General features: G+C 62.5%; 11 protein-coding genes. 5 read left to right on the plus strand and 6 right to left on the minus strand.

Annotated elements, in window-relative coordinates; genetic code table 11:
- Positions 1-162: 162 nt before the first annotated feature.
- From AOP73_RS07095 to AOP73_RS07110, 5 genes are all read right to left on the minus strand, one after another.
- The gene (locus tag AOP73_RS07095; protein WP_160295447.1) at positions 163-4,419 is read right to left on the minus strand and encodes an HtaA domain-containing protein; all 4,257 of its coding nucleotides are present in this window, start codon (positions 4,417-4,419) and stop codon (positions 163-165) included.
- 182 nt (positions 4,420-4,601) lie between these two features.
- Entirely contained in the window at positions 4,602-5,918 is a 1,317-nt protein-coding gene (locus AOP73_RS07100) for an arginine deiminase (RefSeq protein WP_061964204.1), read from the minus strand.
- Between the two features lie 190 nt (positions 5,919-6,108).
- Positions 6,109-6,339: a TM2 domain-containing protein gene (locus AOP73_RS07105; protein WP_061964206.1), complete on the minus strand. Its 231-nt coding sequence runs from the start codon at positions 6,337-6,339 to the stop codon at positions 6,109-6,111.
- Positions 6,340-6,348: 9 nt separating this feature from the next.
- Complete coding sequence (locus AOP73_RS12235; protein ID WP_269078511.1) at positions 6,349-6,477, minus strand: DUF8730 family Cys-rich protein; 129 nt, start codon at positions 6,475-6,477, stop codon at positions 6,349-6,351.
- Positions 6,478-6,519: 42 nt separating this feature from the next.
- Positions 6,520-6,834: a hypothetical protein gene (locus AOP73_RS07110; RefSeq protein ID WP_061964208.1), complete on the minus strand. Its 315-nt coding sequence runs from the start codon at positions 6,832-6,834 to the stop codon at positions 6,520-6,522.
- A gap of 48 nt (positions 6,835-6,882) precedes the next feature.
- Between AOP73_RS07110 and AOP73_RS07115 the strand changes: the two genes are divergently transcribed.
- Positions 6,883-7,266 (plus strand): ribonuclease E inhibitor RraB, encoded by a 384-nt coding sequence (locus AOP73_RS07115; protein WP_061964209.1) that lies wholly within the window; start codon positions 6,883-6,885, stop codon positions 7,264-7,266.
- 3 nt (positions 7,267-7,269) lie between these two features.
- The gene (locus tag AOP73_RS07120) at positions 7,270-7,527 is read left to right on the plus strand and encodes a hypothetical protein (protein ID WP_061964211.1); all 258 of its coding nucleotides are present in this window, start codon (positions 7,270-7,272) and stop codon (positions 7,525-7,527) included.
- An 8-nt stretch (positions 7,528-7,535) separates the two neighbouring features.
- Here the strand turns inward: AOP73_RS07120 and AOP73_RS07125 are convergent, their stop codons facing one another.
- Positions 7,536-8,558, minus strand: coding sequence for a LacI family DNA-binding transcriptional regulator (locus AOP73_RS07125; protein ID WP_061964213.1), 1,023 nt, complete (start codon positions 8,556-8,558; stop codon positions 7,536-7,538).
- A gap of 229 nt (positions 8,559-8,787) precedes the next feature.
- Here AOP73_RS07125 and AOP73_RS07130 point away from each other — a divergent pair, with 229 nt between their 5' ends.
- The 3 genes from AOP73_RS07130 (at position 8,788) to AOP73_RS07140 (ending at position 11,949) form a co-directional block, all read left to right on the plus strand.
- Positions 8,788-10,068, plus strand: coding sequence for a sugar ABC transporter substrate-binding protein (locus AOP73_RS07130; RefSeq protein WP_084626626.1), 1,281 nt, complete (start codon positions 8,788-8,790; stop codon positions 10,066-10,068).
- A gap of 109 nt (positions 10,069-10,177) precedes the next feature.
- On the plus strand, positions 10,178-11,071 hold the full coding sequence (locus AOP73_RS07135; protein WP_061964217.1) for a carbohydrate ABC transporter permease: 894 nt from the start codon (positions 10,178-10,180) through the stop codon (positions 11,069-11,071).
- Positions 11,068-11,949 carry a carbohydrate ABC transporter permease gene (locus tag AOP73_RS07140; RefSeq protein ID WP_061964219.1) on the plus strand — a complete coding sequence of 294 codons (882 nt, stop codon included), beginning with the start codon at positions 11,068-11,070 and terminating at the stop codon, positions 11,947-11,949. The genes AOP73_RS07135 and AOP73_RS07140 overlap by 4 nt, the downstream gene beginning before the upstream one ends.
- The last annotated feature ends 57 nt before the right edge of the window (positions 11,950-12,006 follow it).

The raw sequence follows: 12,006 nt of genomic DNA on the forward strand, positions 1-12,006 counted from the left end.
CGCGCGTCGGCCTCCACCCCTTCCTGCGCACAAGCGCGCAGATGCGGACTCGATCAGAGGTTGCGCCCCGCAGACAAAGAAACGGGGCCGCCTCTCGGCGACCCCGTTCCTCTGATGCGTCCCTTGTGGAGCGTGTGTCCCAAGCCCGCGAGGACGCAGGTCTTACTCCCTGCCGCGGCGGACGAGGAAGATCCCGCCAGCGGCAATGATCAGCGCCAGCGCGCCAGCCCCAATCCACAGCCAGGTGCTGCTGCCGCCCTCCTCGTCAGCGACCTCGACACTCGTCACCTCGGCGGCTGCGGGCTCCTCGGTGGGCGAAGCCTCGACTGCGGGCTCCTCGACCACGACGCCGGCCAGGGTGGCGAGGCAGCCGTCGGCGCCGGTCGCGACCAGGGTGAGCGCGTCGAGCGCTTCACCCTCAGGGTAGGTGCCGAAGGCGCTGGCGCCGTCTGCGGTGAGGGTAACCGGGGCATCGGCGATGGTGACGGTGTTCCCGTCAGCGCTGATGGTGGCGGAGTCCAGGTCGATGGTGCCGAAGCGCACCGCCTGGAGGTTGATCGGCTCGCCCTGTTGGGTTTCGCCGTTGACGTCGAGTAACAGGTAAGCGCCGTCGGAGGAGAACTCGATCACGGGGTTCGAGACCGTGGTGTCGAGAGCGCCCTCGTGGCCGGTGAACTCAATGCCGGCCTCGAAGCCAATGGTGCCGGTAGCCGCTTCGGTGAGCGAACCCGAGCCGCCGGTGAACTGGTAGCCGCCGGTGACCTCGGCGACGTTGCCTGACAATGTCCATTCGCCATGGGCGATTCCCTCGACGTAGGCACGGAAGCCTTCCTTGAAGCCCCAATCGAGCGTGGCATCGGTCGCGAGGCACATGCCCACGGTGGAGGTGGGGATGTCGAGCACAATGCCCTTGTCCACGGACCCCTGGAACGTCAGCGTGTGCTCACCGGTCAGTGAGGCAGGGAGCGAACCCGTCCAGGTGACGACTCCGCTTGCGTCCGCGTTGAGATCCGCCGCGAGGATGGTGGGGGTGGAGTAGATGACGACCATGATGCCCTGTTCGTTGGGCTCGAAGCCGGGCACCGAGATGGTGACCTGTTCGCCGGCGATCAGCGCCGCGAGGGTCGCGTCGTCGAGCTCGATTCCGGTGGACGACGGAGGTGTGTCAGGGATTGCCTGCGCGGCAGGCGCGCGGGTGATGGATGCGGCGACGACTCGTGTTCCGCTGCTCGAGGTTGCCTCTGCGGCGGCACCGAAGGTGACGGATAGCGAGTCCAGGCGAGTTCCGGCGCTGTAGTAACCCTGGAAGGCCGTCGCTCCGGCAGCGGTCAGTGTCACGGGAGCCCCGGTGAATCGGGTCGCACCGCTCTTGGTGGTCTGCGATGCCGCACCCAGATCGACGGTGGCGAAGTCGACGCGAGAGCCACCCACATCGAGGGAGAGCATTGCGCTGTCTGGACCAGTGAGTCGGATGTGCGGGTCAGAGAACCGCAGATTGAGGTCACCATGGTGACCCGAGAATGTCACCGCGCCGCCGTACGAAGCGGTGCCCGTTCCCTTGGCGGGGTCGGCCTCGCCGCCGTTTTGGATGAACGTGAAGGTCAGGCCGTTGAAGCTGGCGCCGGAGACGGAGATGGCGCCGCTTGCGATGGGGCCGGTGACATAGTTGCGGAACGCGCTCGAGATTCCCCAGGTGAGGGAGCCGACCGCGGTAGTGGAGGGCGTGCTCGTGCTGGTCGAGGTGCCTCCGCCGGTAGTGGTTGATCCGCCGGTGGAACCGCCACTACCCGTGTTTCCGTTATCAGGGGTGGTGGGCGTAGTCGGCTTTTCGGGAGTGGTCGGCACCGTGGTGTCCGATGCGCCGATGGTGAACGTGAGGTCATCCAGCCGAGTGCCGGCTGGGTAGAAGTTCTGGAACGCCGATGCTCCGGCGGACGTGAGCGTTGCCTTCGCGCCTGAGTAGGTGGTCGCGCCGTCCTTAACCTTCTTGGTGGCAGCGGCCAGGTTGATCGTCGCGAAGGTTGCCCGGGTGCCATCGACCAGCAGCGAGACCGTTGCCGTCGTCGTGCTGGTGAGTACCACGTGGGGATCGGCAAGGGCGAGGTTCAGGGCGCCGTGGTGACCGGTGAAGGTCACCGAGCCAGCGTAGGTGGCGGTGCCCGTTCCAGCGGGCGCATTGGCGTTGCCGCCCGACTGGGTGAAGCCGAATACGTCACCCGTGCGGGTGGCACCCACAGTGGTGACGGTGCCGGCTGCGCCGGGGCCCTCGACGTAGTCGGTGAACGGCCCGTAGATGCCCCAGGTCAGGTCGCCCACAGGGGTCTCCGGCTCGGGATCTGGCCCTGGAGTCACGGGTGTCGAGGCGAACGAGACCGGTGTGTACGTCTCGTATGGGGCGTAGACAGCCCCACCTCCGGGATAGGTGTAGATGCCGTAGTTGCCATTGGCGTTTGGCGCGAGGTCGGAGACCTTGATGGTGGCTGTGAAGGCGCCGTCAGCGTCGATGGGAATCCCGCTTGCGGCGACTGTTGCCTGGAAGCGGGGGTCGATGGGGTTGGTGGGATCGCCGACGTTGAGGAAGCTGGGGTCGAGTGCCCATTGTTGCTGTCCGTCGAGGACGGTGCGGTCGGTGGCCGGGGCGCCAGTCGAAGGCTGCCAAGCGTCTGCGAACTTGCCGAACACGACGTACGTGCCGCCAAACAGCCCTGACAGTGGCGGGCGTGCCGATGAGTTGGTGGCGGGGGCCTGGGGGGAGAATCCGGTGCCCGTGACCGTCACGGTTTCACCGTCTCCATCAAGGCCGGTGGTCTTTGACACGGTCACGGTGGGGGTGGGCGCCGTGAAAGTGATGGGGGTGAAGGTCTCGAAAGGCGCGTACGTCGAGCCCCCCGCGGCGTAGGTGTAGATGCCGTAGTTGCCGCTTCCGGTGTTGGCCGCGAAGTCGTCGGTGACGGACAGGGTGGCATCGAAGCTGCCGTCGGCATTGAGGGTAATCGCGCCCGCCGCCGCGCCGCCAATGGTGGCGACATCCTCCGCGAGGAGCGCCCACCTGTTGTCGCCGTTGCGACGCGAGTCTCGCGGCGCCGCCTCGCTGGGCTTCCAGACGTCGTCATAGCGTCCGAATGCGACGTAGGTACCGGTGAACTTGCCGAGCAGTGGGGGGCGTGTACCCGACGTGGCGGGGTCGGACGGCAAGAAGTTCTCGCCATGGACCGTCACTGTCTCGCCGTCAGCGTCGAGCCCCTGAGTCTTAGAAACTGTGACCGTGGGGGTGGGTGCCGCGAATGTCACGGGCACCAACTGGTCGTGGACATAGGGGTTGGCGCTGTTGCTCGCGGTGAACGTGTGAGGCAGCCGGACGAAAATTCCGCACTCGTCCCCGTCCTGGGACGCGGTGGTGCAGACCTTGTCTCCAAAAGCGTCGGTGACATTGAGGGTGGTGCTGAACGTCCAGATGCCGTCGGTAACCGTGCCGGTAGTGGGCTGTCCGTAGACGGAGGTGTGCATGAGCCACTGCTGTGAACCGTCGCAGTCGGCGCCGCTGAGGCGTCCTGCGGCGGTGCCGATCTCGTCCTCGCCGTTGGCGCAGAACAAAACGTAGACCGAGGTGTTGAGGCCGTCGGTGAGGGCCGGCAGGGTGCCGTGGAGAGTGACGCTGTCGCCATCGGCGAGTCCCGTTGCGGGGGCAACGGTCACCCCGAACTGCTGGTCCGTCACGGGCGCCTCGTCGTCGCCTTCGCCAGCACCGTCGCCGGTGTCCTGGCCATCGCCGGGAGCCGAGTCGTCGCCACCAGCGGGGTTGCCGTCTTCGCCATCGCCGGCGTCATCTCCGGTCTCATCGCCGTCACCGGTGGCGTCGTCGCCTGTGCCCACTTCGTCCTCGATAGGCGAGGCGAAGGAGAACGTCAGGTCGTCCATCGCCGTGCCTTCGCTGTACTGCTGAAAAATCGGTACACCAGCGGCCGTGATTGCGGTGGACGCGCCACGCACCGTGGTGATGCCGTCGACGTCGGCGATGGTGGCCGTGGTGAGATCGACCTCAACCAGCGCCACGGTGGCGTCGTCGTAGGTGACGTCGAGTACTGCCGTGTCGGAGCCGGTCATGCGCACGACCGGGTACCCCAACGTGATGTCGACGCCGTGGCTCGCAACGGTGAAGTTGACGGTCCCGTAGTACGAGGCGGAGCCGGTTCCAGCGTCGAGGTCGATAGTGCTGTCCACGGCACCATAGTTGGTGGCGGTGCCATTGTCCGCGGCTCCCTGGCCTCCGATGACGCTCCCGCCCGAGCCCACGACGTAGCCACGGAAGGATGACTTGGTGCCCCACGTAAGTGAACCGGCGGCGGCATCGGCTGCCTGTGCGGGAAATCCGACGAACAGGGAAGATACCAGCGCAAATATGGTTGTTAGGGTTACCAAGACAGCGGCACGAGGGCGCGCTGAAGTAGAGACGTGAGGCACGGTTAGGCTCCAGGTGTGGGGTGTGGTCGGTGCGTAAAAAGGCGTTGCATGGCCCACTTAGGCGAGCCTTACCTGGAGACTATCGGCAAGTCATTAATAAACGCAACTCCGTGGTTGCGTAATTTCATCTGGAAGGCTTGCTACGCCTCGCGCACCAGTGGTTGGGTCATGCAGTGTGCCCCGCCGCGACCGCGCCCCAGCTCAGCCCCAGTGATCTCGAGGACCTCCACGCCCGCCGCGCGCAGGCGGTCGTTGGTGGACGTGTTGCGGTCGTACGCGACCACCACGCCGGGCTCCAGCGCGAGCACGTTGTTGCCGCTGTCCCACTGCTGGCGTTCCGATGCGTAGCGGTCGCCGCCCGTCTCGATCACGTTGAGCGACCCGAGGCCCAGCGCCTTGGCCACCACGTGGGTCAGAGACTCGGACTCGCGGCGCACGTCGAGGACGACCGGTGCGCTCTCGGGCCGGATGGAGTAGGTCTCGATGCCGTCCACGATGCCGGGGAAAACAGTGGCCACGTCGCGGTCAGCGAGCGTGAACACGGTGTCCAAGTGCATGGCTGCCCGTAGGCGTGGCATCTTGGCGACGATGACCCGGTCCGCAGCATCGGCGATGAAGAGCTCGGCCGCGAGCTGCGTGATGGCCTGGCGCGAGCTGCGCTCGGACATGCCGACCAGGACGGTGCGATTGCCGATGGGCATCACGTCGCCACCTTCCAACGACGCCATGCCGGTGTCCACCTCGGGGTCTCCCCACCAGACCTTCACCCCGGCCGAATCTCGCGAATCCGGCTGGGCCACGGCATCGGCGCCGCCGGCACCTGCGAAGTCCGGGTGGAACGAGTAGATGGCCTTCATGATGAGCGTCTCGGCATGGCGGGCGGGCCAGAACAGCGGGTTGAGGGTGACGCCGCCGTAGACCCAGGAGGTGGTGTCGCGGGTGAACAGCGTGTTGGGCAGCGGCGGCAGCAGGTAGTCCCGCATGCCGGACTCCTCGCGGACTAGTTGCACCGTGGGCGGCGCGAAGTCGCGGGGTAGATCCTGCGTGGACAGGCCGCCGACCAGGTACGTGGCGAGTTCCATGGAGTCCAGCTCATCGAGGTACTGCCGCACGTCCGCGACCAGGCCGAGGCCGAGCTCGTTGGGCGTCACCTTGCGGTTGAGCAGCCACTCGCGGGCCGCGGGGAAGGCCATGGTCTCGGCGAGCAGTGTGTGCAGCTCCAGCACCTCGATGTTGCGCTCGCGCATCAGGTCCACGAATTGCGCGTGGTCGCGGCGGGCGTTCTCCACCCACATGACGTCGTCGAACAGCAGGTCGTGGCAGTTGGACGGAGTCAGGCGATTGTGCGCGAGCCCCGGGGAGCAGACCAGCACCTTGTGCAGTTTGCCTACCTCGGAGTGGACGCCAAAACGCTCCCGCAGACCCGGGTCGGCAGGAGCATCAATGGAGTACGTCATGGGGGGAGTCCCTTCGTGGGGGTTCGCGGTTTCAGTCTGATTCGACTCTAACCAACGAACCCCCACGCGGGCACGCAATCGCGCCCACCCGTTTCGCGAGTCGGCGCTCGCGACCCATCGGTACGCAGTGCATGACAAAGGCCCCCATTGCGACGTGCAATGAGGGCCCTCGGGGTGTCGATGTCGAGTTCTAGCCGATGCCGACCGCGCGCTGAGCGTTGACCTCGCGCAGCTGGCCGGGAATGGTGAAGAGGTCGATGATCCACATGATGCCGAACACTCCGCCGGTCAACAGGTAGAGGATTCCGCGGCCAATCTTGCCCATGTAGAACTGGTGGATGCCGAGGATCCCGAGAAAGAACCAGAGCACGTAGGTGACGCCGGTGGACTTGGGGGGAAGTACTGCATTGACGTAGGCCATCGCGACTCCTTAGGCGTCAACGCGTTCGCACGCGCAACGGTCCTGCTCGGCGACACCCTCGAGCGCCTCGTCGATGTGGAGGCCGCAGCCCTTCCAGGTGGTCTTGCCGCAGGTGTCGCAGTTGGCGGGGGAGCACATAGGTGATTCCTTCAGTCGTGGGAGTCTGTTGCAAACGTGCCCTCAGTCTAAACGGGGCTCACTGGTGTGCTCGTCGTGGATGGCGTCGAGCTTGGCGCCCAGGATCTCCTGGTTGTGGCCCACGCGTCGCAACGCCTCGAATCCCATGACGATGGGGAGGAACATGATGCCGCTCAGCGCGAAGCCCCCGAGCGCCCAGATCCACGAGAACATGAGCGACCCGTCGTCCCTCTTGTCGCCCAAGACCAGTCCGGCGACGAGGCCAAAGATCACGGCGGCGATGAGGGCCCAGAAGATGGCGGCGGTGAAGAAGGCGCCGACGGGGCGAAGCGGGGCAGTGGGGGAGAGACGCGTCATCACCCAACTCTGGCACAGTCGATGCCGGATGAGGGTTAGCGTGGGCACATGGGATTGTTCTCTTCATCGAAGAAGCGTGTTGAGCCGCATGGCCTGCTCAAGGACGACGCCGAACAGTTGGCTCGCCTCGAGTCGCGCGGGGTAGACATCACGGCGCCACGCGAGAGCGAGTTTGCCGTCTGTTTTAAGACCCAAGCCACGGCCGATGCTGCGGCGGATTCCCTGCGCACGGATCGCGTGTGCCACGAGGTGGTGCTACCCAGCCACGACGTTCCCGAGTGGACCATCATGCTGACTGTCAGGAATCAGCCGCTGGTGCCCGACTTCCTCCGTGATCGCGTGGACCTGTGCATCGCCCTAGCCGATGCTCACAAGGGAGAGTACGAAGGCTGGGTTGCCCTGCTGACCGACGATGAGAAAGACGCCATATAGCCAATGATCATCAACGAGGTCCTCATCGTCGTTGTCGTGGCTGTCGCCTCGTGGTGGCTGGTGCGGTCCATCGCTCACCTGCGCGACCCGGACATCGGCCGCAACGGTCGGCTGGATGTGGAGGCCTCGGCCCTGCTGCTGGTGCTCGGAATTGCGGGCGTGGCGCTGAGTTTCAACCTGGCGGTGCAGATCTCGGGAGGGGTTGCGCTCCTGGTGGGCCTGGGCGCGGGGTATGCGTTGGTGCGGCGTCGCTCGAATTAGGGAGTTCGCTACGCGCTTTCGCGAGTGACAATTCGCGAATCTATACGTCGAATACCCGGTTCCACGGTGCCACTCATCATCCCAAAAAGAAGACTCGCAGCTTCCCTTCCCACAAGTTCAAAGTTCAAATCCACGCTACTCAACTGAGGTCTCGAACCGGTGGTGAGCACCTCCCAGTTGTCGAATCCTAAGAGAGCGACACGAGAAGGCACGTTCCAGCCCGCACGTTGCAGCGCGTCGAGCGCTCCACGTGAAATCTGATCATTGCCACATACGATGCCGTCGAGGTCGGGGTGGCGCTCAATCAGCCGTTCGGTTGCTGAGCGACCCCATTGCTCGGACCAACTCCCAAAATGGGTCATATCGTCGAGGAGCGTTAGCCCGCGCTCTTGCAGCGCCGCTGTTACCCCCTGTGAGCGCTCAATGGCTGCTGTGTAGTTCGAGACGCCCGAGATATGTGCGATCCGTGTGCGGCCCTGATCGAGCAGGTACCGAACTGCATCAGCGCCGGCGGCGACGTCATTGGGCACGACAGAAACATCGTTAGGGTCCTCTGACGGGGCGTACGCGTAAACCACCGGCACGGGAAGATCGCGTCCAATTGGCTTGCGAGCGTTGGTGAGGGCTCCGACGACGATGATTCCGTCGACATTTCTACGTAAAAGTGCGTCCAGATGGTACTGCTCGCGAATTGAATCGCCGCGCGCGTCGCATAGAAACACTGACATTCGTCCGGTTCCGAACGCGTCCTCCGCTCCCATGAGAATTGGAAGACTAAAGCGGCCCTCGAGGTCACCTGTGATCAGTCCCACCGTGCCGGTCTGTCCCATGGAAAGGCTGCGCGCTTGCTCGTTTGGGCTAAACCTCAATTGCGCGGCTGCGTCCAACACGCGTTGGCGTGTCGACGCGCGCACATGTACGCGGTCGTTAAGAGCCTTGGAGGCGGTTGCGATTGAGACGTCCGCGAGCTGCGCCACCTGCTTGAGGGTCGCACGGGTGTTGGTTTGTTCGGACGATGGTGTTGCCGACATCCTTGCGCCTCCTCATTTGAATCCGCATGGCACATCGAGGTGCCCTCGCCCATTATGCACGGGGTTTCGGAAGTTTCGCAAATGTTCACACGGATTCAGTTTGACTGCCCGTAAAACCGGTGTTAGTTTACAGAAACCCGTTTCGGTAGAGTTTCCGAAATTGGGCAGCGGTGGTTCGCATGGTGGCCATCGAGCTGCACATCAACGACGATAAGAGGCAGGTAGGCAAATGACCAATCACAGTTCCCCACGCCGACGCAGCGCGGCTCTTGCAGCTGCGGCTTTCGCGACAGGCGCCTTGGTGATCGCTGGATGCACTCCCGACAATGGGGACGCCAGTGACGCAGCTAGTGGTTCTAGCGACAGTGGTACTCAAACCATCACGGTGTGGCACTACTTCAGCGACGACAATCAGGTCAAGGTCATGGATGATTATAAGGACCTATTCGAGGCCAACAACGAAGGTGCCACTGTCGAGAATGTTTTCGTTCCTTACGATCAACTCAATTCACGGCTAATCACCGGTGCCAGCACTGAAACTGGACCCGATGTGGTCGTATTCAACGGCGCAGATGCGAGCACGCTCGCGCTTGGTGACGTCCTTGCTCCAATCGATGACTATTGGGCAGACTTTGCAGATGCGGGACAATTCCCGGAGTCGGTTGTTCACAGTCTTGATGGATCCGCATATGCGGTCCAGGGCTATGTGAACCTGCTCGGACTTTGGTACAACGCAGACATCCTCGCCGAGGTGGGCGTCGAACCGCCTACGTCCATTGACGAACTCAACTCAGCACTGGACAAGGTTGTCGCCGCTGGCTACTCAGGCATTACCTTGTCAGGACTTCCTAACTCGCAGGGCGAGTGGCAAGGCTATCCATGGATGTCAGCGTTCGGTTTCAACTACGACGACCCACAGGTGCAGCCACTGACTGATGCGTTCTCAATGATTCAGAACTGGACAGACTCCGGAGCATTGACTGCCGAGGCAGTGACGTGGGACCAGACCGTCCCGTTCCAGACGTTCGCGGCAGGAAACGTTGCCTTCGCCGAGAATGGGAACTGGCAGATGGGTACCGCGGCTGCGACAGCTGACTTCGAGTACGGCGTTGTTCCATTGCCGGTGGGAGAAACTGGACAGGTATACCTGGGTGGCGAAGGGGAAGGTATTGGTGCCTTCAGCCAGAACCCCGATCTCGCGTGGAAGTACCTGTCTGAAACTTACTTCAGCACCGAGGGCCAGCTGATCGCGGCAGATGTCGTAGGGAGCATCCCTGCCCGTGCGGATGCTGCGCAGGACGACGCGGTCACCAGCAATGCGCTTTTGGATGCGTTTGCAACGTCTATCGACAGCAACGGTGCGAACTACCCGTCCCCTGCCATTGCACCCGAGTCGGTCGCAGATCAGCAGTTGGAGGTAGGTCAGGTGTGGAGTTCCGTCATTGGCGGCCAGCTCACACCTGATGCTGCAGCTGAACAGGTTGTCACCGCGCTCGCAGGTCTGAAGTAACAGACACCATAATTCGCTCCCGAGCTTAGGAGACATCGCTGTCATGGCAATAGAACCTCAGGCGACTCGGCCCTCCCACCACGGCGCCCACCGTGGTGGGAGGCGGGGCGTGCCTCACTCCATCCGCCGTCTCGCGTCGCGCAGGCAGTTGCTCTTCGCTGCGCCGGCGGCCGTTTTCCTGACAATCTTCGCGATCTATCCGCTCCTGCAATTAATGCGGATGAGTGTCAGCGATGTCACCGTTTCCACGCTCAATGATCCGTGGCAGTACTCGGGCCTAGAGAATTTCCAAACGGACTTCGCTAGCCCCGCGTTTGGTGAGACGGTACTCAACACGGTTATCTTCGTCACAATCGTCACATTGCTTGGTCTGGCAGGTGGCCTGGGTGCGGCAATTCTGCTGTCGAAATCGGGCAGGTGGACCGGCTTCATCCTGGGCCTATTGGTCTTCATCTGGGCATTGCCGCCGGTCGTCAATGGCTCAGTGTGGAAGTTTCTCTTGGGAAGCTCTGGCCTGTTCAATTCCATAGGCCTTGAGACTGGGTTGACGACACAACCCATTCCTTTCCTCTTCGACGACTCGATTGCACTGTATTCCGTTGCCTTAGTGAATGCTTGGGCGGTAATCCCCTTCAACGCGCTGGTGTTTCGCGCGTCGATTATGGGCATCTCGCCAGAAGTGTTTGAGGCCGCGAGGATGGATGGGGCCTCGCGTTGGGAAGAGATTCGCCACATTATCGTTCCCGTCGTGAAGCCCACCACGCTCGTGCTGCTAGTTCTCACGGTGGTCTATGGCTTTAGATCCTTCGACTTCATATATGTCATGACCTTCGGCGGGCCAGGGGTGGCCACCACCACATTGCCGTTCTTGGGTTATATCCAGGCATTTGTTCGTTTCGATTTTGGTCTAGGAGCAGCGACCGCCGTGATAGCTGTCGCGATGGTGATTGTGCTGGCAGTCCTCTATGCCCGAAGCGTCCGCCGTGAGGAGGCGAATTCGTGAACACCGCAGTGAATGAATCGGTTGCCAAGTCCGGCGACTCGAGTCGACCGTCGGGAATCAAAGCACGGTTTAAGTCGCCCGTGGCAACACCGCTACGGTTCGTTCTCTTCCTCATCTATGGCATCCCGATGCTGTGGATTGTGTTGACATCGCTGAAGTCACCGAGTGACGTAATTTCTTCGCAGTCCTCGTTCGTGTTCATACCTACCCTCGACGCGTACTCCGAGGCGCTCAGCAATTCCGGGCTGTACACCGCGCTTCAGCAATCGTTGGTAATTGCGACGGGCACAGTGGTGCTCACGTTGCTGCTGGCAATTCCCGCTGGCTATGGGTTGGCTCGAGTGGACTCGCGCATTACAACTGTCGGCCTAGGAATGTTGATCGTCCTGCAGATGCTGCCACAAACCTCCAACGTCATTCCGCTCTACCAGATCTTTGGCCAGTGGAACTTGTTGAATACCAACGCGGGCGTGATTATCGCGGACACCGCCATGCTGGTTCCGTTTGGGGTGTTGCTTATGCGGCCGTTCTTCCGCGCCGTGCCGGTGGCACTTGAAGAGGCTGCAAAGCTGGACGGTGCGGGCACGTTTCGTACCTTCTTTTCCATCATGATGCCCATCGCGCGCAATGGAATTGCGACCACAGGCACGTTGATTTTCCTGCTCGCATGGGGGGAATTCCTCTATGCGGTCAACTTCTTCCTTACCCCAAACAATTACCCGCTCAGCGCGCTACTGGCACAGCAGGTGTCTGCATTTGGCATCGACTGGCCCGGTCTTATGGCGCTCGCGGTCATCACATCGATTCCGATCATGGTGTTGTTCGCCTTTACCTACCGATTGCTTCGCGAGGGACTCACGTTAGGAGCCGTCAAGTGACAGCTTCATCCCACATCTCAGCCACCGATTTCATAAGGAACCTCACATTGAACTCTC

The sequence above is a fragment of the Demequina aurantiaca genome, from assembly GCF_000975135.1.
Classification (GTDB): domain Bacteria; phylum Actinomycetota; class Actinomycetes; order Actinomycetales; family Demequinaceae; genus Demequina; species Demequina aurantiaca.